This is a genomic window from Bdellovibrio sp. HCB2-146, assembly GCF_047345725.1.
In the GTDB taxonomy this organism is placed as follows: domain Bacteria; phylum Bdellovibrionota; class Bdellovibrionia; order Bdellovibrionales; family Bdellovibrionaceae; genus Bdellovibrio.
In genome coordinates, this window is sequence record NZ_JBLEQP010000001.1 from 356,077 (window position 1) to 381,200 (window position 25,124).

The window sequence follows — 25,124 nt, forward strand, 5'->3', positions numbered from 1 at the left end:
TTGAACAACCTTGTAAGAATCACTCGGCACCGCCGGACCTCTCTAGGCCGTGGGCTTTTCATCCACGGCTGAGATGACAGAGCTGATGACTTTCTTGGCTTTGTCGACGTTTGCTTTCATTGTGCCTGGGTCTTTTAATGAGCCCAGCATTTCATCCGGGGCAAAGCTTAATGTTTGGAAGATCTCAAAAGTTTTTTCGATCTCAGCTCCGTGATCGCGGCGAACGCTTGGTGGAATTTGCTCAAGCAATCTATGAATTTCTTCAGAGGCTCCACCACGTCCTGCGACCTCCCCTAAAACGACGTAGAAGATGTTTGTCATCTCTGCGCCTACTTTACGGTGGTCTTTGGCGGACAAGGCTTGATCGACTTTTTTATAACGTTTTTGTACGAGGTCTTGCAAAGTTTGGCGGCGTTGATGCCAGCCAAATGTTCTCAGAGCTTTGACTCCAAGTAACGCCAAAATTCCACCGTAAATCGCAAACCAGATACTAGGATGCGTCCACACACTGGCTTCAACCGATGGTTCCCAGTGCATGAGTGGTTGTGGCAAAACTTTTTCCGGAGCGGCTTTGCCAGTCTTCACTTTATCATCCGCCATTCGTGATGACGAACCGACTGGAGCGTTTGGATTGTTCGTTACTTTGATTGTCAGTGGCTGAGTTGAGCGCGTGTAGTACTTTTGCGTTGCTGGGTCAAACATCGACACACTCAAAGCTGGGAACTGCACTTCGCCTTCTTGACGTGGGATGATCAAAACTTCGAACTCTTTAAAGCTGCGACCGTTTTTAAAGAATTTTGATTCTGATTTGCTGTCGTACTGTTCAAAACCCGTTGGCAAATTCAGAACTGGTAAATCAATAAGTTTCGCATTACCTGAACCTTCAAAGCGGACTTTTAAACTAAACGGCTGATTCACCGGAACATTTGGATTATCGACAGCTGCATGAAGTTCAAATTGTCCAACCGCACCAGTGAAATCAGAAGGGCGCCCCTCCACTGGCAAAGGTTTTACTTTAATCGGAATGCGCGAAGAACTTTTCGTGTACTCGTAAGCCTTTCCGAAAAATCCATAACCTTGGGTCGGCAAACGCACGCGTGACTTGATTTTATATTCATCAATCACCGCTGTCCCTGCTTTAATTGGGAAAAGCGCGTGGGAAGCCAGCAAGGCCTTTTTCCAAGGAATACCGTTCACGACTTCCTCAGAGAATTGGATGGAAGGAACTTCTTCAATGATCTCTTTCCAAAAACCTTTTAATGATGGGAACTTCAAACGATCCAAAGTCTCCATTTGACCGCGCGTGTAGATGTACCAGTTCACTGTCACTTGCTCGCCTTCAAAGACTTCGGTCTTATCGACTTCAACACTAATAAAAAATGCTTCATTAGGATTTGTTGGCAGACTTCTAAATGCGGGGTTTTCCATCCCTGCGCTACCAAAACCAAAGCCGCCGCCTCTTTGATCATCGTCATACTGTTGCTGACGTGGCATTTGTTGCAAGAAACGTTGGCGCTGTTGCAAAAGCTGATTGAACATTTCTTCTTCAGCTTGGTCCATGGCTTCGAATGGATCATCAAATCCCGGAGGACGCTGTGGCATACCTGGGCGTTGCTGTCTTTGTTGTTGCTGAGGACGATGTCCTCCCGAACCCACTTTCATCACAACGGGTTCAGAACGGAAAACTTTCCCACCGATGATCACTTCAAATGAAGCAATACTCAGTGTTCCTTGCTTTAAAGGATTCAACGTATAGATGTATTCCTGACGGCGCTGGGTTTCAAACTTCATTCCGCCAGCTGCTGGTACAAGTTTTTGCGCAACGGCTGTTCTTTGCGACGTTCCTAAAAGTTCAAAACCATCAAGTTCCGGTATGCGCGGATCTTGGATATCCACGTTTTCATTAGTTACAACGGAAATAGTCAGCGGAAAGGGTTCACCCACCCCCACTTCATTTGTATCAACTGACGATTGCACTGTGGTTCCAGCGGCGAAGGCGCTGGAAAAGCTCATCATAAAGATGAGCCCAATCAAAAAATTACCAATCTTTGTCACGAGGCTGTTCCTTCACGTCTTTACGATTGTATTCAGCTCTAATTTTTTCTTCTTGTTGTTTCAATTCACCCAAGATCTTTTTCACATCGGCCTCAGATAAGTCTTTGCCGTTGAAAGGACGAGGTTTGTATTTTGGCGACTTTTGGACTTCTTTTGGCTTGTCTTCTTTTTCTTTGCCGTCTTTGTCCTGATCTTTTTTGTCGTCTTTTTGTTCGCCTTCTTTACCCTGATCTTTCTTTTGTTGATCTTGGTTTTTCTGATCTTGATTTTTTTGATCCTGGTCTTGTTGGTCTTTGTTTTCGCCTTCACCCTGACCCTGTTGCTGTTGGATCAAAAGTTCGATATTGATTTTTGTCTCCATCGAAGTCGGATTGATATCCAAAGCTCTTTGATACATGGCAATGGCTTCGTCGACCTGCTTTGCTTTACCGAGCATTTGCGCTTGGTTAAAGATTGCAACGAACTCAAGTTCTTTATTATTAAGAGCCGCAGCGATGCGTTCGGCTTCTTTATAAGACGCCATCGCTTTTTCATTTTGTTGTAAAAGCTCAAAGGACAGACCGATATTTAAATGAAGCTCTGGCAGGAACGGATCAAAACGCAGTCCGTTTAAATAATGCTCCAAGGCCCCTTGCGCATTTTGCTTTTGCAGATTTTTATTACCTTCACGAACACTTTCAATAGTCTCCAAGCGCGGATATTTTCCACAACCAACAAGAACTAACATCAGTGAAGGGATCAGAAGTTTACGTATCATGATGGTGGCACCTCGTAACGTCCCTTCCAAAAACGGAAGAAACTGCGTCGTTCACCCATGAAGAGTTCACAGATTCCAAATAAAACCGCCAAAAATAAAACATATTGAAAGCGCTCATCGTATTGAGTCGCCATCGTCGTATCAAACTGTGTCTTTTCAAGTTTATTGATATCTTCAACTAATAACTTGGTCTGAGTTCCGCCGAATGTTGCAAAGTAGAAGCTGCCACGTCCAGCTTCAGCAATGGATCTTAAAGCATCACCTTTTACAGTCGTGAGAATCGTTTGCCCACTGCGATCTTTTTTATAACCTTTTAAAAAGCCCATGCCATCACGAACTGGAATCGCGCCACCTTTTTCCGTGCCGTAAGCCAACGTGAAAATTCTGGTGCCGTCTTTGGCAAGTTTTTGAGCCGCATCGAGCGCACCTTGCTCGTGGTCCTCACCGTCTGAAGCCACTAAAATCACGCGCGTGACTTTCACCACTTCATCTTGAGTAATACCACCGCGATTGAAAGCTTCTTCGGCTGTCGTCAGTGCATCTTGGAAGTTTGTTCCTTGGGTGGAAACCGAACTTGGATCCAGAGACTCGATATACATTTTTACAGCCGCTGGATCATTCGTCAGAGGAGAAATCAATGCCGCTGTTCCGGCAAAAGCAATCACCCCGATTTTATTTCCTGGCATCAAATCAACTAAACGACTGAGTTCTGCTTTGGCTTGGCCTAAACGTGAAGGTTTCACGTCCTCAGAAAGCATACTTTCAGAAACGTCGACGGCCAGCATGATCTCGACACCTTCGCTTTTCACTTCTTGTTGGCTTTGACCAAATTGAGGACGTGCCAGAGCGAGAACCATCAAGAAAACAGTGATCACTTGCAACGCGGTTTTTAAGCGGCGCTTGCGCGGAGAAATCGAACTGGAAAGAAACGGATACAATCGCGCGCCAATCGCCTTTTGCATTTTCTTTTTATTCAGACGATCAAAAATAAAGCCAATGATCAAGATCACCGGGATCAGCCAAAGGAAGTTTAAAGCCGCGATGTTTTCAAAGCGAAACATTATGGCACCCTCCTTAACCAAGAACGACCCAAGAACAAGCCGATAAGATAAATAATCAAAGCCCAACGCAAATACGGCGGGAAAAGTTCGGTGTAATTGGTGAACTTATTCACGTCGATTTTAGTTTTTTCTAACGAGTCGATTTCTTTAAACACCGACTCAAGTGAGTTTTCTTTGGTCGCGCGGAAGAACTTACCACCGGTATCAGAAGCCATACGACTGAGGAGGTCCTCATTCACGGCACTTTCAAACGGTTGATACGTTTTAATCTTTTGGCCAAAAATATCACGCGTGTAGACTGGAATACGCGTAGGACCGTCGCGACCGATACCGATTGAATAGATCTTAATACCGTAACCTTTGGCGATCTCAAGACCCGTTTCTGGATCGATGGTTCCCGAGTTGTTCTCCCCGTCAGTCATAAAGATGACGATACGGCTTTTTGCTTGAGAATCTTTGAGGCGACCTGAAGCATTGGCGAGAGCGACACCCAAAGCTGTTCCATCTTTGATTTTAGCACTGGAGGCACTTGAGATTTCACCAACACGTTGAATGATCAACTGATAATCCAAAGTTGGTGGAATCAAAGTGAAAGATTCACCAGCGAAAATAACTAAACCAATTCGGTCAGAGCTACGGGCCTCGATAAATTTCTTAATTGTTTCTTTCGCAGCTTCCAGGCGATTCAGAGGCTTCATATCCTCAATCAACATACTGTCGGAAACGTCCAAAGCAATGACGATATCAATACCTTCTACATTTTTACGAATGCGCGTATTCATCTCTTGCGGACGAGCCAAGGCCCAAATCGCCAAAGCAATACCTAAAGCTTTTAAAAGAAACGGCACATTCATCAAGCGAGTTTTCATTGTTGGCTTGATACTTTTTAAAATCTCAACAGAACCCACTTGCAGCGTGGGATTTTTTTTCTTTTTACGAACCAGGGTCCAAAAGACGATGGCGGCAAGTGGAACTAAGAACCAAAGAGCCCATAAAGAATGATACGTCATAGGCGTGACTCCATTCTTTCAACCAGGCTGCGTGCGTGATTGGCAATCGCTAAAACCTCTTGAGCTTTCAGATGCGCTTTATCTTGTGAGGCTCTTTCAAACTCTTTAAAGACTTTTCCTAGCTCATCCCCGTTTTCAGCAAAAATACGCGGATGATATTTGCGCACATCTTTAAGCACCAAACGCGGACTCCATTCCATTGCTGGAACTTGGAAACGGCGTGTGATGTAAAGTTTAAACATGTGATAAGACTCAGTCAGGCATTGCAAGATATCTTCTGGTGGCACATCTTGCACACCAAAAAACACTCTGTTCTGACGTTGTAATTTCCTAAACGATTGATGGAATTGAGCCAAAGGTGACAAGGCCGCATCATGTTCGCGCAAATCATCAAGCATGCGACGACGTTGCACGGTCCGATAAATTTTAAATCCAGCCGCTACCAATGCTAAAGCAATCACACCGGCTAAGAGCGCCCAATAAAGAGGTGGCACCGGCAAGGTCGCCGGACCAATCGGTCCAAACGGTTCTTGTTTGGCTTCTGGGTTTTGCGGGTCTTGTGGAGGCATCACACTTTCCACTTTGAAAGCCAAACGACCCAGTTCCACTTTTTGCTTGCCATCAGTTAAAATCAAATTGGGAACTTCAACTTGAGCTGCGGTATAAGAAGTCACTTTCATTTCAGCTTTGGTGCTGGAACGGAATTCGAAACTTCTCAAATGCAAAATATATTTTTCGTTGGGTTTCTCAAATGCAAAGTGCAATTTCTCGATCACAAGATCTTTTGGGAACTCCCCTTCGCAGGTCACAATAAAATCGCGTCCCACTGTCAGCTGGTTAGCTGGCAGGCCTGCGACTTCGGGGATATCCATCTTGCAATCGTAACTCATTCTCTATTTTCTCTTCTTAAAAAAGGCCACTAACGGATTCACATAGTCTTCGCTGGATTTCACATCCACGCGTTCGACTTGCGCTAAACGGAGCAATCGATCCCTTTGGTCCTTTTGTTTTTTCATCGCTTCTTCGTACTGTTTACGGAAAGCTGCTGAAGACGTATCTACCGTGAGAACCTCACCGGTTTCTGCATCTTGCACTTCCACTACTCCCATTTCTGGAAGATTGTACTCAGCCGCATCATTTACCACACAGGCCACAACATCATGCTTACGCCCTAACAGACGCAAACTTTGTTCAAAGCCCTGATCCATAAAGTCACTAAAGACAAAAACCGTCGCGCGTTTTTTCAAAATCCCCTGCAGGTATGTAAAACCTGAAGAGAGCTTGGTGCGATGGCTTTTTGGTTTATAATAAAACAAATCACGCAGCAGACGATGCACGTGGCCTCGTCCTTTTTTTGGTGGAACAAAATGTTCAACCTGATCGCTAAAGAGCAACAAACCAATTTGGTCGTTGTTCTTTACAGCTGAAAACGCCAAAAGCGCCGCCAAATGAGTCATCACTTCGCCCTTAAAATAAGGACCCGTTCCGAAATCACTGGAACCACTGACATCAACCGCAAGGATCAACGTTAGTTCGCGTTCTTCTTCGTAAGTTTTGATAAAAGGTTTTCCCGCACGAGCCGTCAGCGCCCAAGAAATCGAGCGCACGTCATCACCAGGAACATACTCACGGAAATCCGCAAAGGTCATCCCTTGGCCTTTGAAAGCCGTGTGGTATTCACCCGCAAAGAGATTGTTCACAAGCTTTCTTGTGTTGATCTCTAAGAGTTTGACCTTTTTAAGGACCTCAGGAGGTAAACTCACTAGGGAACCTCGATTTGACTTAAGATCTCTTTGATCACGTCTTCTGTTTTGATATTTTCAGCTTCTGCTTCGTAAGTTAAAATCAAACGATGGCGAAGAACGTTGTAAGCAATGGCTTTGACGTCTTCAGCTGTTACGTAACCACGAGCACGCAAGAACGCGTGAGCTTTCGCTGCACGATACAAGCTGATGGTTGCACGCGGTGAACCACCAACATTGATCAAATTGGCAATACGAGAAAGTCCGTATTCACCCGGCTTACGAGTCGCCATGATAAGTTCAACGATGTAGTTTCTGATCTTGTTATCAACGTAAATTTGATCCGCGCGAGAAGCCGCACGCAGTAAATCTTCTTTCGAGATCACCGGATTCACGACAGGTTTTTCGTTTGAACCCATGCGGTTTAAGATCTCAAGCTCTTCCCCTTTGACTGGGTAGCTGACATTGATCTTAAACATGAAACGGTCCATTTGCGCCTCAGGAAGTGGATATGTTCCTTCTTGCTCAAGTGGATTTTGTGTCGCCATCACTAGGAACGGATTTGAAAGCTTGTAAGACTCTTCACCGATCGTGACTTGTTTTTCCGCCATCGCCTCAAGGAGTGCTGATTGCACTTTTGCTGGCGCACGATTGATCTCATCGGCCAAAACGATATTGGTAAAGATTGGTCCCTTACGAGGAGCGAACTCTCCTGATTTTGGATTGAAGATCATGGTACCAATCAAGTCTGTTGGTAAAAGATCCGGTGTAAATTGAATCCGTTGGAAATCAAGCGAGATAGATTGAGAAACTGTTGCGATCGTCAGAGTTTTCGCAAGTCCCGGAACACCTTCAAGGAGGATGTGGCCGCCAGTCAGAAGGCCCATCATAATACCTTCAACCATTTCTTTTTGCCCGACGACGACCTTGTTAATTTCCGCCATCATTTTATCAACGAATTGGCTCTCTTGCTTGATCGCGGCATTTAGGGCCATGATATCAACTTCACTCACCAGAAACCTCCTTCAGGCTAACTCATCTATTTCACAATTTTCCTAACAAGCTCGCAAGTTTAGACACGTCGTCTCGCTGCGAAACAGGACCCCCAAATTTCGAGAATTTCTAGCAAGCTGCGCCGACCCTTTTAGGGTCTTGCCAAGCCCCTTGGGAAGTGGGACAAATTTCATATGACCAACAACAGTACAAAAGTCTGGATATTCATTCTTTCAAGCTCTCTCGCTCTCTTGATGATCGGGTATCAAGTTGGTGAACGTCTGGGTCTGCTTGTTGGTTTTTTGGCTGCACTTTTACTGAATTTCTTCGTGTTTTTTTACGGCGAAAGCCGCGCCCTGGCTCGTTTGAATGCTCGTCGTCTAAAAGGCCAAGACTCTTGGGGACTGATCGATAAAGTTGAAAAATTATCGGTCAAGTTAGGACTCCCGGCGGCACCTGCGGTTTACTTAATCCCCCATCCTTCTTCCAATGCATTTTGCGTGGGTCACTCTTGGAAACGAGGATCGTTGGGTTTTACAGTAGGTCTGGTTCAAAAATTAAATGAAACAGAACTTGAAGCTGTCGTTGCACACCAATTATGTCACATTCGCCGTCTTGACAGTTTTGCTTATAGCGTCAGCAGTACGCTTGCAAACTCAGTTGTAGGATTGGGTCAGTTCTTAGATTCTTTCTTACCGTATCGCTTGCAGTTTTTTATGCCGCTTCTTTCGCCGATTGGTTGGTTGATCATTAAACTTGTTGTCGGGAAGAATTCATTCTTTGAAAACGATTTGATGGCCAGTCACCTGTTAGAAAATCGCGAGCAGCTGGGTGAAGTTTTGTGGCGTCTTGAGGGACTGGCTCAAACATCTCCGTTGTCTGTTCCGCCCTGCACAAGTCATTTGTTTATTGTGAATCCAGAAGGTTTTCAGCAGAAGAATTTGTTTTTGAAGTCTCATCCGCCGATCAAGGCAAGATTACAAAAACTTATGGGCTATTATCCGATCTAGTGGCCTTGACAAAACCGATGCTGAACTCACTTTTAAGGATATGGAAGGTGAATTATGGCAGAAAAAATGGAAGCTTCTTTATCAATTCTCATCATGTCGATTGCGTCTTCCGCAGTCATGGCCATGGGTCTAGCTCCAGATGACTCTGGCAAAGTATCTAAAGACAAGAACATGGCTCGCTTTAATATCGATCTTCTCTTAGTCCTGAAAGCGAAGACAAAAGGCAATTTATCCAAGGATGAAACTGAATTCCTTGATAACTTAATCAATGACCTACAAATGAAATTCGTGTCCGTGAATTAAGGAGTGAATGCGCATGAAAAAAATTTTGTTTTTGGCATTATCTGTAGCACTTTCTGCCCAAGCTCAAAACCTCCCGAAAGATCCACCGAAGTTGAATCTTTCTTCTCCTCTGCCGGCGAATCTCTTTGTTGAGCTTGCAAGAGCTGTGAATCCTGCGATTGTGAATATCTCCACAACCGCACTTCCAAAAAATAATCCACGTGGTCGCGATCCAATGCTTGAGATGCTGGAGCAAATGTACGGTTTCCGTATGCAACAACCTCAGCAACAACAACGCCCCCAACAAATTGGTTTGGGAACTGGATTTATCATTCGTGATGACGGTTTGATTGTGACAAACAATCACGTGATCGCAGGTGCTGATATCATCAACGTTCAGATCAACGAAAAGTCTTCTGAAGTTTATGAAGCAACAGTTATCGGAAGCGATGAACGTACCGATATCGCCTTGATTAAAATCATCGCGAAAAATAAAGAAAAATTCCCCGTCGCCGTTCTTGGTTCTTCAAAAGACCTTGAAGTCGGTGAATGGGTTGCGGCCTTCGGAAATCCATTTGGTCACGGTCACTCGATGTCAAAAGGGATTATCTCTTCTAAAGGTCGCGACATCACAGAGATCAATAAAATCCCTCTGATCCAAACAGATGCTTCGATCAACCCAGGAAACTCGGGTGGTCCGCTTGTGAACACCAAAGGTCAAGTGATCGGTGTCAACTCAGCGATCGATGCGCGCGCTCAAGGTATCGGCTTTGCGATTCCAATCGACGAAGTAAAAGCTTTGATTCCACAGTTAGAAAGCCGTGGCCGTTTGGCTCGCGGATATATTGGTGCCGCTCTTGGAGATCTCGATCCAGAAGCAGCTGAATATCTTGGATTGGGCGAAGACGCTTCAGGCTCTGTAATCACAAACTTGATCGCTAAAGGCCCTGCTGCGAACGCAGGTCTTAAAGTTTACGATATCGTGACTGAATTTAACGGTAAGAAAATCAAAAACTCTTTTGATTTGATGGATGCAGTTTCTGATTCTCCAATCGGAAAACCTGTGAAAGCCAAAGCCATCCGCAACCGCAAAGAGATCGCATTGAACGTCACAGTGTCTGAGCGCCCTGACGATAAAAAAGCGGCGACGAAAAAAGCAACAACGCCAAAATTCCAAGGCGAAAAGGCTCCGTACAACATCGGTTTCACACTGATGGATCCAAACAGTGACCTTCGCAAAGAGTGGGGTTTGCCAGATGATATGAAGCAACCGGTAGTGATCGAAACAGAACGCTCATCACCAGCAAGCCGCAGCGGCTTACGAGTAGGCGACGTAGTCCTTGACGTGAACAAACAATCCGTCGAAGGCACAAAAGATGCATTGAAGCTTTTGAAAAAAGGCACGAACACTCTCCGCATTGCAAGAAACACAAGAATCCAAATCATCAATATCGAAGTAAACTAACATTCGATAGCCAAATACAAAGATCTGACGCGCACGATGCGCGTCAGAAAGGCCACTCAAGGACGGTCCCCCTCTCATAATCACAGAGAGCAGCCGTAAAAACCGTCCACTCCTTAGACACCCTTGTAAGTATTTTCTTTCGTAACAGTTTTTTAACAAGAACACCCCATCTCATGAGAAATTCTGACCCCATGAGATTGCATCTACTCCCCCTCTTTTTCATTCTAGTTTTCAGCAGTTCCAGCTTCGCTTCCGAGTACCAACGCTACGAGAACCTGCTTTCAAAAATTTCAGCAATTCCTGACTCAGATCCCGTTGAGTGTGAAATCGACGATCCCCGTTACTGGATGGATAAAGCCCAAAATATTATTTCAGTTGAACCGATCCGAAAAGCAGTCCCCTACCTGACAGGCGACGAAGTGATGGTGATCCGAAATCTTTTGATCAGCCAAGCGTACAACCGCCTTTTCATGCATTCCTTAAAAATCCAAAACAAAGCCAATCCCGATGTGAAATTCATTTGGCTGGCAGCCGGTTCGCAAGCCTCTGTAACTGTGGGACATGCTTTGCAAGAAGGACTTGCTGATAAATACCCGCTCGACTCTCGTCAAAGAAAAATCTTCCGCCGACTTGAGTCTTTGCATGGCGATCTACCAGCGACGTCTTCGGTGTTGTTAAGAACAATTGGCAAAGTGAAAAAGAAAACCGCTGAAAACAACTGGCGCGTTTACTCGGATATTTTCTGGCAGCATTTGGCTTACACGTCTTGTGGTTACCAAGAAGTTGTTTCGCTGAATAAAATGTTGATCGAAGAACGCCGTGAAGCTTACGACGGTCAAGGTGTTGATCACTACGAGAGATTTTTGCAAGTATGGAACGATATGGATCATGGCCGTTATGTTGAGGCCAATATGAAGCTGATCTATATCGAGCAACACAACATCCTTCAAAGATACATGTACAACGGAATCGATGCGAAGACCGCGAACATCTTGTGGCTCTTTAACTCAATGGCCAAAGCGGACTTGCAAGGACCGCATGGCCGCAAGATCGTTCCATTTACGGAGTATGCTCTGAGCAACGGTCTGTACCCGAACTTGAGCCACTTCCCGACCAGATACAAATGGATGAAATACGTTGTCCGCGAGCAAGCTCGTTATCTGCAAGAACTCGCAACAGTTCCCAATATCCAATCCGCTCTGGAAAGATCCTTGAAAGAGTCTTACCTGGTAGTTAACGACTATTTGCAGTTGGCTCAATAGGAAGGGGCTATTTGCCCCAACCTAAATCAGGTTTTCGTTTTTTAGCTACGCAGTCGCGCAGGTAAAGATTGATCAGCGTCTGATAAGGAATTTCCGTCGCATCTGCGAGCCCTTGAAAATACTCAATCACTTGATCATCTAAACGAATTGTCGTGCGAACTTTTAGTTTCTTCGCATACGGATTTTTTTTTGCCTCTGAAAAATCATATTCTTTCTTCATCACTTACCTCGCAAAATATTGATTACATTCTTTTCTAGTTGCCGCTCGTGCGGAGATAATCCGAATCAACTCACGCTCTTCCCAGTAAAGATGAACTACAACCAAAATGGAGTCGTTTTTACTTCTCCCCAATATGATGAACCTGTCCTCGCCGACTGAGTGCAACGTGTCTGCTATCAACAAAGCCCTCTCGTCATAAAAAACCGCGATGGCCTCTTCAAACGTAATTCCATGCTTCTTTTTGTTAGCTTGCGCCTTGGCGGAGCTCCATTCGAATCCAATTCCAACCATACACTATTCCTTTATATTTGTACATACTTTATGTGCACAATAGGGATATGTAAGATGCAAGAATTGGGTATTAACCTAATGCGCCTAACGCAGCATTTAGTCTCTCAGCAGCCCGATAACCGGATTTGGTGGAGAACCCAGGAGAGTAATGAAGATGTAAGCTGACTTTGTCTCACACTGGGACGAGAGTTGTGCGTTTTCGTGGGAAATACAAAAATTCCTCGACCTAGGTCTTTAGTTTTTTATGGCCACGCCGTAAAGAAATAGGGACCAACATATGGCTCCATTTGGTATGCAACAAGGCAAGCAACAAGAAAGGGACTCTCTATGAAAGTCACCGAGGTCAAAGTCTTTCCGGTCAATGAGGATCGCCTCAAGGCCTACGTTTCCATTACCCTGGATAACTGTTTCGTTGTCAGGGATCTAAAAGTCATTCAAGGCACCAGCGGCCTTTTCGTTGCTATGCCGAGCAAAAAGCGCAAAGACGGCCAGTTCCGTGATATTGCCCATCCTTTGAATCAAGAGACTCGCAACATGATCGAGGATCTGATATTCGAAGCTTACGAAAAAGAACTCAAATCCATGGGTGAAACCCTTGTAAATCTAAAACGCCAAAAAGCTCCAACGAGCGGCTATGGTGGAGACGATTACTAAGAGGGTTTGAAGTACCCTGCTCACTGCCAAGGAACGGCAGCTTCAAATAAAACACACCTTCATGGAACTCCAGGCACCCAACGAGGTGCCTGGTTACTTTTCGGGCATTCATAAATGAACTCGCCTGCTTTTTCCCAGAATTCGCAGACAATCCCCATAACGCAAAGCGCCGCACCTTGATTTCGCGGCCTGAAATCCGTAATTTAGCGATTCGAACAGTCTTCTCGTTGGGGTATCGTCAAGTTGGTAAGACAACAGATTTTGATTCTGTCATTCGCAGGTTCGAGTCCTGCTACCCCATCCAATTTTTCCTATTAAATCCTTTATAATTAAAACTTAGCTCCTACTCGTTATAAGAATTCCGAGGCTATAAACGGATTTCTTCCGAAATTCGCATACAAATCTAAAACAATTGAACATCAGTTTAGCTTACAAATTGCACTCGACTTCTTTCCAATACTAATAAACTAATGTAATTTACCGATAGGCAGGAGATATTCATGATCCATGTTACCAGAGGTAGCTCTTCGAAACCTACGACCTCACAAGCTTTAATCGAAGCACTCAGCACCGTGACTCTAGACGGACAACTATACATAGGATATCCAATAATTGGAACTCCAGACGGTCAGTTTGAAATTGACGCCCTCCTTGTCACAAAAGAAAAAGGCCTAGTAGCCTTCATACTTATTGAAGGAAAAAACGTACCTGAAAATATTGAAGATCTTCTCGACGATGCATACATGAAGTTAAAAGCAAAACTTCTTCAATACAAAGACCTAACGATTAAACGTGATTTGGCCGTACCCGTTGAAGTTTTCGCTTTTTCTCCCGCAGCAAGTTTAACAACAAACACCACTAATGTATTTCAAAAGCGCGCTCAACTCCTTGGTGCAATTCAAAATTTAGAGTCCGCGCCTCCTGAGCTTTACCTCAAAACGCTTTCTGCAATTCAGGCCGTGTCAAATATTCGAAAGGGTAAACATAGACGGGCTTTAAAAAAGATCGACTCGCGCGGAACTAAAATGAAGGATTTAGAAGATTCTATTGCGAATCTTGACTCGCAACAAAGTCAGGCAGTTATAGAAACTTGCGATGGAGTGCAAAGAATTCGAGGTCTTGCAGGGTCTGGTAAAACAATCGTACTTGCACTAAAAGTTGCCTATATTCATGCTAAGCATCCTGATTGGAAAATTGCAGTCACTTTCAATACCCGCTCCCTAAGAGAACACCTAAGGAATTTAATAACAAACTTCATCCTTGAGCATGCTTCTCGAGAACCTGATTGGGATAAAATTGATCTGATTCACGCATGGGGCAATAGCAAATCAGCCGGAATATACTCAAATCTATGTTCAGATTTAGGTATCGCTTTCCTTGATCTATCTGAAACGCGATCTCGCGGAGCTGCGGCAGGTTCTGAATTTGAACTAGCTTGTGCCGATGCGATGAAGTACGCAAGCTCAATATCTCCGAAATATGATGCGATTTTTATCGACGAAGCACAGGACTTTGCACCTGACTTTTTGAGAATATGCTATCTTCTGCTGAAAAATCCAAAAAGACTCGTCTATGCCTACGACGAACTACAGAATTTATCAGGAAAATCGATGCTCTCTCCTGAAGACATCTTTGGAAGAAATCCAATCGGTCATCCACTGGTTTCACTAAGAAACGATGCCGACAAGCCAAAGCAAGATATTATTTTGGAAAAATGCTATAGAAATCCGGGACCAACCCTTGTTACTGCACACGCCCTAGGGTTTGGAATCTATAGAAATGAGGGATTGATCCAAATGTTTGACAATCCCAAGCTATGGCTAGACATCGGCTATGAGATCCAAGATGGAGATCTTAGAGACGGGGAAAATGTCGTACTTGCTAGAACTTCAAAGTCTAGTCCCGACTTTCTCAAATCGCATTCGGAAATTGATGACCTTATTAAATTTCAATGCTTTGCATCTGCCGAAGACCAATATGATTGGTTGGTTAACGAAATTCAAAAAAACCTGAAAGAAGATGAGCTACTCCCTAGCGACATTATGGTAATTCACTGTGATCCACTTCAGACTCGACAAGCGGTAGGATATCCTCGACAAAAACTATTTCAAATGGGAATACCCTCGCACCTTGCTGGGGTTACTACTTCACCAGATGAATTTTTCGATAAAAATTCTGTCATCTTTACGAGCATTTTCAGAGCAAAAGGCAATGAAGCTGCAATGGTTTATGTAATCGACTCTCAACTTTGTCAGAGTGGTCGCGAACTAGCCAGAAAACGTAACATACTCTTTACCGCACTAACCCGAAGCAAAGGCTGGGTACGAATTCTTGGTGCCGGAGAAAGCTGCGGCACTCTTCAGCAGGAGTACGAAAAAGTTAAACAGAATGATTTCCGATTGCAATTCAGATATCCCACGGAAGCAGAACGAAAACAAATGAACGTCGTCAACCGAGACATGACGGACGAAGAGAAGAAAGCGATCAAAAAACGTCAAACTATGGTTAAAACACTTGTTGCTGACTTAGAGTCTGGAGACTTTACCGTTGATGACCTGTCGCCAGATATTTTAGAAAAATTAGCAAGATACATCAAAAAGTAACTGAAATGAAACCAACTGATGTAAGGAACGAGATAAACGCATTAACAGATCTTTTGATCCTGAAAAGCTTAGTTAATGATCAAAATTATCCATGTATTAAAACGCTACCTGAGCAGGAAACGTATGTTACGTTCACCAACGACAATACTTTAAATTCGTTTCTACATTCCCCTCCATACAAAGAACTGCATGAAAATTACTCCAATTCGCGATGCTTCAATCTAAAATTTTTAGATGGAGCGCTCATTCAAATGAACTATAGATTTAAGAAAAACGAAGTAGTATGGCACCGATTAAATTATTTGCCCTCACCAAGCTTTGAGGAGTACCAAAATAATCCCGAGTTATATGATGAAGATAATATCTATGCCGACATTATTGCGAAAGATATTCTTCCTGTTCCAATTCGAATTGATTTTTCAGATGTGCACACGGTTGTTTCTCATCCACGAATCCACACAACACTGGGACAGTTTAAAAACTGCAGAATTCCCGTTGCTCACCCTCTTTCGCCGTCACGATTTATTAAATTTATATTGCTGTCCTTCTACCAAACAGCCACGGCCAGTTGGATTCAAGAAATAAAACCCAAAGACTTCAACTCATCTTTCATTCACAATGATGAGCTAAAGGAGTTACATTTTTCGTGGCGTAAGAATACGACCTGATATCTCCAAAAAATGAATTGGTGCCTTTTGCCACCATCTGCCATTTCGTGAAATATATAAACTCACTTAAGATTGCGATTCAGCCCACTCTCACCTACAGCTTTAACTTATCGAATATCAAATAACCTAAAATGGGAAGTCAGGCGATACGCCAGCTCGCCTGCGCCATTTAGAAACTATATCGTATGCATTTCGAAACATCGCAGGTTATATGTAAGACAACTGCTTCGGAAAATTGAAAAGCGTTCGCTGCCAGCAATCAAAAAGCGGCATTCTGAATGAAGCCAATTCTCTTATCGGAAAAACTCTTAAAGACGCATCCATTAGATTTTTTAGATCTGCGTGAGTATCTGAAGTACTAATGCTATACCTACTGGCAATCCTACCTAAAGATAATCTCATTCATCTCCGCAAGACTGATGCCTAAACACTTAGAAACTCCGAGAGAACGAAGGAAATTGCAGAAGTCTCTTTGATCTTTATCGTCGGAAACAAAATAAGTGTAACTATAGCTTTGTGCAAGGATGGCGATATCATACCAATTTCCTAATTTGATCTTATTCAGAAATCGCAATGTATCCCCTGGGGGGTATACATTTAATTGATTGCCTAACATCCGCATCTGAATCAAATAAATATAGAGCCGGTGAGTCGGAAATTTTTCTTGATTCGTGGTTTTAATAATTTTCTTAAATACCGATCTGCTCAAACTCAAATTTCTGTGGTCGAATAGGAGATTTTTTATCTCATCTTCTTGATCGAACTCAAGCAGTCGCTCGCGTATAGAAGACTGGTTCTTAGGACTTGCAGACTTTCTTAAGAAAATATCAATTTGCTTCATCCTCTCCGAAACTACATTCTTCTCAAGCATCCTCGCTTTATGCTTGGAGACCGCGTCTATCAAAACGTCATCTTGCTGAAGAGATGAGACGAAACTCTGCCACTTAGGTGAATTGATTAACAGCGGGATACTTTTTAGGTTTCCACGATTTCGACGCTCTTTCTTTAACAAAGTTAAGAGTCCTTTTGCAATAAAGACTTTCGGATGCAGCGAAGTGAGCAGGGGCGCTAAAGCATGAAGACGGGCAACAACTTTTTTTTCGTCACCTTTTGCAAGCTCACTAAGAGTGTCTATACTTACGAACAAAGAAATATTATCAGAAGACTGAGCAACGCTTTCTTGTATTAATTTATCAGTCAAAAACTCACTAAGAGAAGAGTTATCAAAAAGAAATGTAATGTGATCAAGGCCAATATTTGTCTCGGTAGCATTCTGCAAACTGCACCTCCCGACTAACCTAACGCTTTCTATTTCAGAATGAAGTCCGCTTCATTAACGCTATAGAGACTAGATTGAATAATCGAATTCTCGAACCCCTTTTTTATGAGTATTCGTTTTTTATTTTGGTATTCAGCAGGATCCATTCTTGGATCAAAGACAATTCTCTGTACAACTTTGTTAACGTCAAACTTTCGAAAAATATGTTCAGGGATTGGATTTTGAGCCCTCGCAACGAAGTCAGAAAGAATAAGCCTTACTTCTTTTTCCGCACGATAGGGATAGCGTTTGTAGCAAAGCCTCTCAGCGACTACTCGGCCAGATCCCGCGTCTTCAACCAAATGCTTACTTATTCCCTTCGTAAAAATGCGATAAGCAGAAATGAAATCACTTTTTGTGAGATACTTTACCTTACCTAAATACATAAAATCATGAGATTGGGATTCCAAGAGTAATCCAATTGTGGTCTGTATTTTGATGGCTCCCCCATTAGAGGCATATCGGGCATTGTACACTTGCCACATCAGATCCGATTCACGACTGAGTGTCCAGCATTGCGCGTAAAAATGGCGGGTTAAATTATTTAGAGATAATTTCTCGCTATTTCCTTTTTGCCTACACGGAATACTAAACAAGACGTTTTCGTAAGGATCATGAGCACTCCATACCGCCGGATTTGTAAAACGCGCGCGTCTTTTCCGCAACTTCTCCCTAAATTCATCATAGGAAATATACCTGTAGATCTTTGTGTCAAAAATTTCCTCATCGATGTCATCGAAATGGAGGAATCTTTTTTTTAAACTCTTTTTCATGGTGCATCCACCTAAGACAACTCAGAGATTATCTTCTCACCATCTTCAAATATAATTTGCTTCGCCGGAAGGTTTTGTAGATATAATCTGACATTTTCTGCCGTTTCGCTGGTAGCCACGATCACTTGAGCTTTTTGGCCAGCAATAGTTACCGCCTTCTCAAAGAAAGAGCGTAAACTCTCTCCATGGGCACTATGCTGTCCCGGTTCATCAAACATCAAGAGTCCCGGATGATTAGTGGAAAATGAATTTGCCACAGAAACTAACGCCAAAGTATATGCCCAAATTGCTCTGATATTGTCACTGGCTGATGACTCAAAGTACCAATCATATTCATCTACCATTGGATGAAGAGTATCTTCTGAAATAGATAACTCTCCAGGTTCAAAGCTCTTAAAGCCAAACTTCACCAGACTTGATTTGAGAGAATTTTCGAGCAGATTCAGTTTGTCTTTATCTGTTTCGGAGTATCGACTTGGAAGATCGTTAATCTTTTGCAGTAACCTTGCATACTCCTCTGAAACTTCTTTTAGATTATCATGCAAGACCCTTAATTCTTCATCCACAGAGATTATTTTATTTAATTCCCCTTCAATGCGTATCTTCTTCTCAATTACTGAATACGCCGGTGAATTGTCGTCACCGACCAAAGATGATTTTAAACTTCTAATTGACCCGCGATAATTATTAATTTCACTTCGCAATTCCGATATAGACGCCTCTAACTGCCCAATCTTTCGACTCGAATGATCTTTTAGCGCTTTTGTGGTTTTTCGCTCATCCTTTAAAAATTCGATATTCGACTTAATATCCATCACGAATCTCGTAACATCCTGAGACAATGTGCTGCCGTCTAGATGATGACTGCAAACGGGACAATTATCCAAAGTGGATACCTCAGGGGTATCTCCTCCCAATTTTGAAATAGTGTGGGCATCCTCAAGCTGAGCAATGTCGTGATCAAGCGTTTCTATTCGCTTTTGAAGAAGAGAACTCTCACCAAGTTCTTTGTTCAGTTGATTAAAGAGTGCGCGATAGGCATCTTCGGACCGCGAAAGCTCTTCTTCATTTTTTTCAAGCTCCGCAGAAAGCTCCTCACTCATCTGTCGGACCGAAAGCACCTGTGAAGGCGAAATAGACGCATACTCTTGACTCAAAGATGCTTTTTTTTCCGCTAGACTCAACCACTGCTGTTCTTTTCGCACTTGGAATGCAGGACCGACATCTTTCGCAAAATTAGGGGTCACCGCGGTAGGAAGATTCGTAACGGTTCCGTTAATTTCCCTTATTTTGGAAATAATTCGGTTTCTATTTTCACTCCATTTCTCATTCACACCAGAAATGAGGCCCTGAATTTCATTTCTTTCGCCATCAATTTTCTCGCTATCAAGCTTGAGTACAAATTCAATGGACTTCATTCTAACATCGCGAATTCCGAAAATTGTGGGAATCGTAGATTGAATGTGTGTCCATCCCCTTTTTTGCTCAATAATCATCAGGGGCATAATACATTCAATAAAAAGTAAGGCTTCGCCACCTGAATACTTAGGTAACATCGGAAGTTTCCATCCCATAAAACTTGCAAGCCAAGTATGAAAACCTTTATTGTTTTTTGCACTTCCGGAATAACGCACGTAATAGGTTTCAACCTCTTTCGGAACAAAATTTTTATCTGTAATTACGGCGCCCTTAATGAGGCTTACAAGCCTGTTATCGCCCTCAGTCACTACTAATCGTTTTACAGTATAGATCTCACCACTATCATTCTCTATTTCAGTCAGAACAAATGACTCCGTAATGGGTAACTTCCGGTCTCCGTCTGGTATGTAATCGGTCACGATATAACTCAACGGGATGTGTTTCGAAACACCCAGAATCACCTCTAATCCCAAAGAATAAATGATGGAGTTGTAGATAGTGGATTTCCCAGAGGTATTTTCGGCTCTAATTACTGTCAAACCTTTAGTCTGAAATCTAATTTCAGTTCCAAAATTACGACTTCCAGCTTTAATTACGATTTTGACCGCACGAATCTTGATTCCCATTCCTCACCCGTTTTTTAACGCTCTCTCAATATTTGCTTCTGTTAGATCTGCACCGGGAATCTTTCCCAATATCGACCGTTCTCTCCGAAAAATCTCTTTATTGTTTTTAATTGCCGCCCCGACAACTCTACCTTGCGCCGTTAATGCATATTTTGAATTTTTCATAAACAACAACCCAGCCCCACTCATATAAACCAAAACCCTAGGCAAACCTGGATCAAACTTTACGGAACTTGCAAGAGCTCGGTCGTTGCCTGAAATGATTCGCAGAAGCTCAAAATGATTCTGTTCAAATTGTATGCCCCAGATAAGCAAGTTCATTTTCCTAAGGGAACAAGTCTCCTTCCGAGAAAACTCGGACAGGATCATTAATACTAGTGACATCTTCCATTGAAGGCGATCATTTGCCGCTAACGACTGAGGCCTTTTTGAGAAACGAATACTTTCGACACTGAAATCTTTAAAAATATCTTCCATTAAAAATCCATCGGGCATCTTATGAGCCAGTCGGAAATAGTTCCTCGAGCGATATAGTCGATGGCATTTGCGTCTAAAAACGCCCCAGCGTAGCCTCTGACATCATCTTTAAACCGTTGCACGTCCAAATTTACTTCGTTAAAATTTAAATTAATTCCGGATGCATATTTATTCTCAATGTCTTTTTCCAAGGATCGGATTCGTTTATCCAGCATCTCTCGAATTTCTGGCGAGCTTTTTTTGAGTTCTTCTAAAATGGATCGTCCGGATGAATAATCCTTAATGTATCTTTCGGCGCCATCTGCGATGCTCTGTGCTCGCACACCTCCAGCTCTTAGTTTTCTTAATAAGGTTTGGTAAGCGACCGAGTCAGTTTGAAGCAATGTACGAAGCTCTTCGGCATCTGGTGCTGGCTCTTGCAATCTTAAAGTTTTTGGATTTAGCCTCTGGAATCTGGGAATTTCTTCTAAAAAATAATTTTGCCCCTCATGTACCAAAATTTGAAAATCCTCTGTCACGTGATTGTATGAATTCCTAAGCTCCGTAGCTTTATTTGAAGCATGTTGATTTAAAAACTTTGAGGTATGAATCGTTGTGAGAAAAATCCAACGACTGAATCTGTTTGGACGAATCAGCTTACCAAGGTGCTCACTATTTTCTTTAAACTTACGGATGTCATCAGTAATCTTTGAGCGTTGATGCTCATATAGATCTTGAGTCGAATACAGTTTATTGGGTGCATAACACTGAAATGCGAAGCCTGACATTGTATAACCTTCAATGCCCCAGTCTCCCTTGTGCTCGTCGGGAACTCTTTGGAAGTCCTCTCCATACTTTATCGAAAGCAGACTTTCCGCTTTCTGCTGCCAGTCGTTGCCATTATAAATATCAACGATGGAGGCAAGATCGCTCATATAAACACCATTCCTTTAGTTTTGACTATTCTTATATTTGTTTATACGAAATTCAATGTCGCCAAACAAAACAAAACTTAGGTCTTATGGATTAGAATGATTTTCCGATAAATGATGTATCCTGCTGGAACGCTAAAGAAGGACCAAGGATTTAGAGTAGGCTTTGAGCATCACGGAATATTCGTAACGGTCTATCCACATAGCTAAAATGACCAGAGGATCAAGACCCTCGTGAGTCTCCTACGAAAACAGCTTTCGTAATCCTTAAGTGCTCAACTTCAAAAGTCATCTTACCTCCCAAGGTAAGCGACAGGGGTCTTTCAGATCTTTTTTCTTTAGATACGCCAATTGAGATTCGATATCTTTAACAACCTCCTCAAATGGCTGTGACGAAAGTGCGATACTCGCATTGCCGGTGTACCACTCTACTTGAGTACCTGTAATCGGTCGCACGGATAGATACCAGTTCGTGCATGCCCATCTCTTACCTTCTGGCCTCATAAAAGCTATGTACTTACCTGGCTTGACCCTGCATCGTTCACAAATAAAACTTTCTTCACCCAATAGTTCGATCTGACTGGGTAAGTTACCCTTAATAACTTTCTCAACTTTCACGTTCGCTAATTCCGAGTAGGACCAATGCTCACCCTGAATTTTGGTCTTTTTTACTTCAGTCACATTTATGACGGCAATTGCACACGAGTTCTCAAGCATTTCTAACTTCGGCGCATAGTATGCCTTAGTCCATGCGGTACTTCCTGCGACTATCGAAGTAACAATAAAAGTAATGAGATTTATCTTTTTCAATTAAAACTCCGTGCCTATTCATTGTTCATGAACGTCCATCACAACATTGTACATTGTTTATGTCACGCAAGGACCAGAATTTTTATATTGAAAACATAATTTTATTTATGGACAATCTATCGATGAAATCATTCTGTCTTCTCTTGGCAATCTCTATTTCTATGATTCATATTCAGTCAAACGCCTGTTCCCGTAAAATTACGTACTACGAAAAGCACGAAGGAAACACTCTAAAATATTGGACCGCTGGTCAAGTCGGCGCTCTTACGCTATTGGCATCGACGGCGGCAACAATAACAGAAAGTTCAGATACAAATAAAGTCGTTCCGGGATTTTCAGCGGTTGCACTATATGTAGTTGCTTGCTTCGGGGTAGGTTATCCAGACCACGTGGATCTGGAATGGATCGAAGCTCATCCCGAAACAAAAGATAATTTTGTACCCAAGCCAACTTCTGCTGAAGAAATCGCAAAAATTAAGAAAGAATTCTATCACCAACAAGCTGAGTACGATCGCCGATCTACCATTTTCTACTCAATACTGAATGCAGCTAATGGCCTTGTCGCTCGCGAGCCAGCATCCCAGGTAATTGGCATAGGCGGCGCTCTTGTGAACATTCTTTATTATTGGATTGACCCGAATGACACCCGTGAAATCGGAAGCCAGAGTGTCACGTCATTCTTTCAGGTTACGAGCGAAGAAGCGAAATTAGGAATTGCTGTTAATTTCTAGTTCCGCTCCCCGCCAATTCAGCTCAAAGAGCCACACACTCCCCCTCCTCAAGCAAGATCGTCTCATCACCAAACAGATGGCCCAACAATTTAAACTTCGGCTTATCAGCTTGAGCATTTACAACCATAAAAACGCGGCCTTGATTGAAAAAAAGAACGTCTCCACTTGCGTCAAGTCTCTCTTTCGGTAAATCCGCCCTCTTACCATCAACCACCGTATACTCACCAACAGCGACAGTCCCATAAACTTCCGTATGGAAACGAAGCTCCGCTCTCGCACTACGACAATGGACATCACGATTCCCAACCGCATGACTCGTCAGCGGCAACAACATCAAACTCAATAAAAATGTAAACTTTCTCATAACATACTCCTTTCATCCCGTTCATTCGGGTCACAAGTCTTATCCCCGTTTTTAAACATTAAATAAATTGATATAAAATCATATTCGATATAGAAAAAACGCATGGAGATATTGGATCATCTAGACAAACTCAAAATTTTCATTGCCGTTGCTCAACGTGGCTCTATCAGTGCAGCTTCACAAGAACTTGCCCTCACCCAACCCGCAATCACCAGAGCCATCCAAACTCTTGAAAACGCTGCAGGCTATCCCCTCTTCACTCGTAACCGCAGCGGTATGCAACTCACTCAAGGTGGACAGATCCTCTTTGAAACAGCAGGCCGAGTTTTAAAAGAAGTCAGCGACGCCACCCTTCGCGGGGCTCACGTCAGAACAGAAATGGCTGGTACTTTTACCATCGGTACCTATGAAAGCTTAGCTGAGTACTTGTGGCCTGATTTCCTTTTAAAAGTTCAAAAGGACTATCCGCTTATTAACCTCTCGATCAGAACAGACTCGCAAAGAAGTCACTTAGAAGAACTTAATAACGGCACCCTTGATCTTTTAGTCGATGCAGAACCTCGCCACCGTCAAAACCTGGCGATGTGGCCTCTGTACACGGATCGTTTTAGTTTTTATGCAACAAAGGCTGCAACTGAACTCAATCCTGAAACAGCAAAAAATCTCACTCTGCTTTATGTACGGAACGCTTTTGATGAAGACAATGTGACGATCGAGAGTCATCTTAAAAGTGCCGGATATCAATTCCAGCAAGAATATACGTTTGATTCCTTCACAACCGTCAAACGCATGGCTGAAAAAGGACTAGGGATCGCAGTCCTTCCACAAAGACTTGCCGACAAAGAAGGTAAGCTTAAACTTATTAAGGCCAAAGGATTCAAAGAAGGCTTTGGCCATCACGGAATATTCGCAACGGTCTCTCCACACCGTGAAAATGACCGCAGGATCAAGACTGTCGTAAACCTCTTACGTAAACAGTTAAGCTAAAAGCGCGCAGGGCTAGTGCCAAAGCACAACTTGCCGACTGTGCCACCCAGCGCGATTCTTAGACATAGCGAGGAGGTTCTCCATGGAAGAAAAAGAACCCTATATCGAATTCACTCCGGAGATGGAGAAATTGGATCATCTTATTAAAGATATCCCTTTTGCGGTGATGACGGTCCACACGGCCGATGGGAAAATGCGCAGCTTCCCGCTGTTATCTCAGGATCTTGAGTTTGACGGGAACCTCTGGTTTTTGATTTCGAAAAAATCCGCACACCTTCCCGATCTAAAAAGGCTGGGCGATATAAACCTATCTTATGCCGGTAACGACAAATGTATTTCTATCAATGGCACGGTCGAGCTTCTTGAAGATCGCGACATGATTCGAGAAGTTTGGCAAAAATCCCACGAGGCTTGGTTCACTCAAGGCCCCGCAGATCCGATGATTCAACTTATTAAGGTCCACGTCGAAACGGCCGAATATTGGGAAGACCATACCTCTCCCATCTACAAAATGATCGATTTCGTTAAAAATGCCGTGGGAAGACCCACACACAAAGAAAGCCATGGCTCTATAGACCTAAAGCACTGACGCGCTGTAGACCCAAAAAAGAAGCAGGCACCTTTTTCCTCGACGG

At 43.1% G+C, this 25,124-nt stretch carries 26 protein-coding genes and 1 tRNA gene; 11 read left to right on the forward strand and 16 right to left on the reverse strand.

Annotated elements, in window-relative coordinates:
- Nucleotides 1-42 precede the first annotated feature (42 nt).
- Genes ACLWOR_RS01690 through ACLWOR_RS01720 form a run of 7 tightly spaced genes read right to left on the reverse strand, consistent with a single transcriptional unit; the run spans nucleotide 43 to nucleotide 7,641 of the window.
- Nucleotides 43-2,055 (reverse strand): BatD family protein, encoded by a 2,013-nt coding sequence (locus tag ACLWOR_RS01690; protein ID WP_413938932.1) that lies wholly within the window; start codon nucleotides 2,053-2,055, stop codon nucleotides 43-45.
- The gene (locus ACLWOR_RS01695) at nucleotides 2,039-2,812 is read right to left on the reverse strand and encodes a tetratricopeptide repeat protein (protein WP_413938933.1); all 774 of its coding nucleotides are present in this window, start codon (nucleotides 2,810-2,812) and stop codon (nucleotides 2,039-2,041) included. The genes ACLWOR_RS01690 and ACLWOR_RS01695 overlap by 17 nt, the downstream gene beginning before the upstream one ends.
- On the reverse strand, nucleotides 2,809-3,873 hold the full coding sequence (locus tag ACLWOR_RS01700) for a vWA domain-containing protein (protein ID WP_413938934.1): 1,065 nt from the start codon (nucleotides 3,871-3,873) through the stop codon (nucleotides 2,809-2,811). The genes ACLWOR_RS01695 and ACLWOR_RS01700 overlap by 4 nt, the downstream gene beginning before the upstream one ends.
- On the reverse strand, nucleotides 3,873-4,883 hold the full coding sequence (locus ACLWOR_RS01705) for a vWA domain-containing protein (RefSeq protein ID WP_413938935.1): 1,011 nt from the start codon (nucleotides 4,881-4,883) through the stop codon (nucleotides 3,873-3,875). The genes ACLWOR_RS01700 and ACLWOR_RS01705 overlap by 1 nt, the downstream gene beginning before the upstream one ends.
- Nucleotides 4,880-5,773 (reverse strand): hypothetical protein, encoded by an 894-nt coding sequence (locus ACLWOR_RS01710; protein WP_413938936.1) that lies wholly within the window; start codon nucleotides 5,771-5,773, stop codon nucleotides 4,880-4,882. The genes ACLWOR_RS01705 and ACLWOR_RS01710 overlap by 4 nt, the downstream gene beginning before the upstream one ends.
- A gap of 3 nt (nucleotides 5,774-5,776) precedes the next feature.
- Entirely contained in the window at nucleotides 5,777-6,646 is an 870-nt protein-coding gene (locus tag ACLWOR_RS01715; protein WP_413938937.1) for a DUF58 domain-containing protein, read from the reverse strand.
- Nucleotides 6,646-7,641 (reverse strand): AAA family ATPase, encoded by a 996-nt coding sequence (locus ACLWOR_RS01720; RefSeq protein ID WP_413940744.1) that lies wholly within the window; start codon nucleotides 7,639-7,641, stop codon nucleotides 6,646-6,648. Before ACLWOR_RS01720 ends, ACLWOR_RS01715 begins: the two co-directional genes overlap by 1 nt.
- A gap of 171 nt (nucleotides 7,642-7,812) precedes the next feature.
- Between ACLWOR_RS01720 and ACLWOR_RS01725 the strand changes: the two genes are divergently transcribed.
- From ACLWOR_RS01725 to ACLWOR_RS01740, 4 genes are all read left to right on the forward strand, one after another.
- Nucleotides 7,813-8,628 (forward strand): M48 family metalloprotease, encoded by an 816-nt coding sequence (locus ACLWOR_RS01725; protein WP_413938938.1) that lies wholly within the window; start codon nucleotides 7,813-7,815, stop codon nucleotides 8,626-8,628.
- Nucleotides 8,629-8,682: 54 nt separating this feature from the next.
- Entirely contained in the window at nucleotides 8,683-8,931 is a 249-nt protein-coding gene (locus tag ACLWOR_RS01730) for a DUF1844 domain-containing protein (RefSeq protein WP_413938939.1), read from the forward strand.
- A gap of 13 nt (nucleotides 8,932-8,944) precedes the next feature.
- Nucleotides 8,945-10,375: a trypsin-like peptidase domain-containing protein gene (locus ACLWOR_RS01735; RefSeq protein ID WP_413938940.1), complete on the forward strand. Its 1,431-nt coding sequence runs from the start codon at nucleotides 8,945-8,947 to the stop codon at nucleotides 10,373-10,375.
- A 191-nt stretch (nucleotides 10,376-10,566) separates the two neighbouring features.
- Nucleotides 10,567-11,637, forward strand: a complete 1,071-nt coding sequence (locus ACLWOR_RS01740) for a DUF2515 family protein (protein WP_413938941.1) — start codon at nucleotides 10,567-10,569, stop codon at nucleotides 11,635-11,637.
- Nucleotides 11,638-11,644: 7 nt separating this feature from the next.
- Here ACLWOR_RS01740 and ACLWOR_RS01745 read toward each other — a convergent pair whose 3' ends face one another.
- Nucleotides 11,645-11,857, reverse strand: a complete 213-nt coding sequence (locus tag ACLWOR_RS01745; RefSeq protein WP_413938942.1) for a BrnA antitoxin family protein — start codon at nucleotides 11,855-11,857, stop codon at nucleotides 11,645-11,647.
- A gap of 3 nt (nucleotides 11,858-11,860) precedes the next feature.
- On the reverse strand, nucleotides 11,861-12,148 hold the full coding sequence (locus ACLWOR_RS01750) for a BrnT family toxin (protein ID WP_413938943.1): 288 nt from the start codon (nucleotides 12,146-12,148) through the stop codon (nucleotides 11,861-11,863).
- 327 nt (nucleotides 12,149-12,475) lie between these two features.
- On the opposite strand from ACLWOR_RS01750, the gene spoVG reads away from it, so the two are divergent.
- From spoVG to ACLWOR_RS01770, 4 genes are all read left to right on the forward strand, one after another.
- The gene (gene spoVG / locus ACLWOR_RS01755) at nucleotides 12,476-12,802 is read left to right on the forward strand and encodes a septation regulator SpoVG (RefSeq protein ID WP_413938944.1); all 327 of its coding nucleotides are present in this window, start codon (nucleotides 12,476-12,478) and stop codon (nucleotides 12,800-12,802) included.
- 228 nt (nucleotides 12,803-13,030) lie between these two features.
- Nucleotides 13,031-13,106: transfer RNA gene (locus ACLWOR_RS01760), tRNA-Gln, on the forward strand.
- 196 nt (nucleotides 13,107-13,302) lie between these two features.
- Entirely contained in the window at nucleotides 13,303-15,405 is a 2,103-nt protein-coding gene (locus tag ACLWOR_RS01765) for a DEAD/DEAH box helicase (RefSeq protein ID WP_413938945.1), read from the forward strand.
- Between the two features lie 5 nt (nucleotides 15,406-15,410).
- On the forward strand, nucleotides 15,411-16,073 hold the full coding sequence (locus tag ACLWOR_RS01770) for a DUF2290 domain-containing protein (protein WP_413938946.1): 663 nt from the start codon (nucleotides 15,411-15,413) through the stop codon (nucleotides 16,071-16,073).
- A 382-nt stretch (nucleotides 16,074-16,455) separates the two neighbouring features.
- On the opposite strand, the gene ACLWOR_RS01775 is transcribed toward ACLWOR_RS01770, so the two are convergent.
- The 6 genes from ACLWOR_RS01775 to ACLWOR_RS01800 form a co-directional block, all read right to left on the reverse strand.
- A complete protein-coding gene (locus tag ACLWOR_RS01775) occupies nucleotides 16,456-17,352 on the reverse strand; it encodes a hypothetical protein (protein WP_413938947.1) in 897 nt (298 codons plus the stop codon).
- A 29-nt stretch (nucleotides 17,353-17,381) separates the two neighbouring features.
- The gene (locus ACLWOR_RS01780) at nucleotides 17,382-18,164 is read right to left on the reverse strand and encodes a hypothetical protein (RefSeq protein ID WP_413938948.1); all 783 of its coding nucleotides are present in this window, start codon (nucleotides 18,162-18,164) and stop codon (nucleotides 17,382-17,384) included.
- A gap of 11 nt (nucleotides 18,165-18,175) precedes the next feature.
- On the reverse strand, nucleotides 18,176-20,209 hold the full coding sequence (locus ACLWOR_RS01785; RefSeq protein WP_413938949.1) for a hypothetical protein: 2,034 nt from the start codon (nucleotides 20,207-20,209) through the stop codon (nucleotides 18,176-18,178).
- 3 nt (nucleotides 20,210-20,212) lie between these two features.
- The gene (locus ACLWOR_RS01790; RefSeq protein WP_413938950.1) at nucleotides 20,213-20,686 is read right to left on the reverse strand and encodes a hypothetical protein; all 474 of its coding nucleotides are present in this window, start codon (nucleotides 20,684-20,686) and stop codon (nucleotides 20,213-20,215) included.
- Nucleotides 20,686-21,600, reverse strand: a complete 915-nt coding sequence (locus tag ACLWOR_RS01795; RefSeq protein WP_413938951.1) for a hypothetical protein — start codon at nucleotides 21,598-21,600, stop codon at nucleotides 20,686-20,688. Before ACLWOR_RS01795 ends, ACLWOR_RS01790 begins: the two co-directional genes overlap by 1 nt.
- Nucleotides 21,601-21,885: 285 nt before the next feature.
- Complete coding sequence (locus ACLWOR_RS01800; RefSeq protein ID WP_413938952.1) at nucleotides 21,886-22,407, reverse strand: hypothetical protein; 522 nt, start codon at nucleotides 22,405-22,407, stop codon at nucleotides 21,886-21,888.
- 107 nt (nucleotides 22,408-22,514) lie between these two features.
- On the opposite strand from ACLWOR_RS01800, the gene ACLWOR_RS01805 reads away from it, so the two are divergent.
- A complete protein-coding gene (locus ACLWOR_RS01805; RefSeq protein WP_413938953.1) occupies nucleotides 22,515-23,138 on the forward strand; it encodes a hypothetical protein in 624 nt (207 codons plus the stop codon).
- 22 nt (nucleotides 23,139-23,160) lie between these two features.
- Here the strand turns inward: ACLWOR_RS01805 and ACLWOR_RS01810 are convergent, their stop codons facing one another.
- On the reverse strand, nucleotides 23,161-23,502 hold the full coding sequence (locus tag ACLWOR_RS01810; RefSeq protein ID WP_413938954.1) for a hypothetical protein: 342 nt from the start codon (nucleotides 23,500-23,502) through the stop codon (nucleotides 23,161-23,163).
- Nucleotides 23,503-23,604: 102 nt separating this feature from the next.
- On the opposite strand from ACLWOR_RS01810, the gene ACLWOR_RS01815 reads away from it, so the two are divergent.
- Nucleotides 23,605-24,489 (forward strand): LysR family transcriptional regulator, encoded by an 885-nt coding sequence (locus ACLWOR_RS01815; RefSeq protein WP_413938955.1) that lies wholly within the window; start codon nucleotides 23,605-23,607, stop codon nucleotides 24,487-24,489.
- 82 nt (nucleotides 24,490-24,571) lie between these two features.
- Entirely contained in the window at nucleotides 24,572-25,078 is a 507-nt protein-coding gene (locus ACLWOR_RS01820; protein WP_413938956.1) for a pyridoxamine 5'-phosphate oxidase family protein, read from the forward strand.
- The last annotated feature ends 46 nt before the right edge of the window (nucleotides 25,079-25,124 follow it).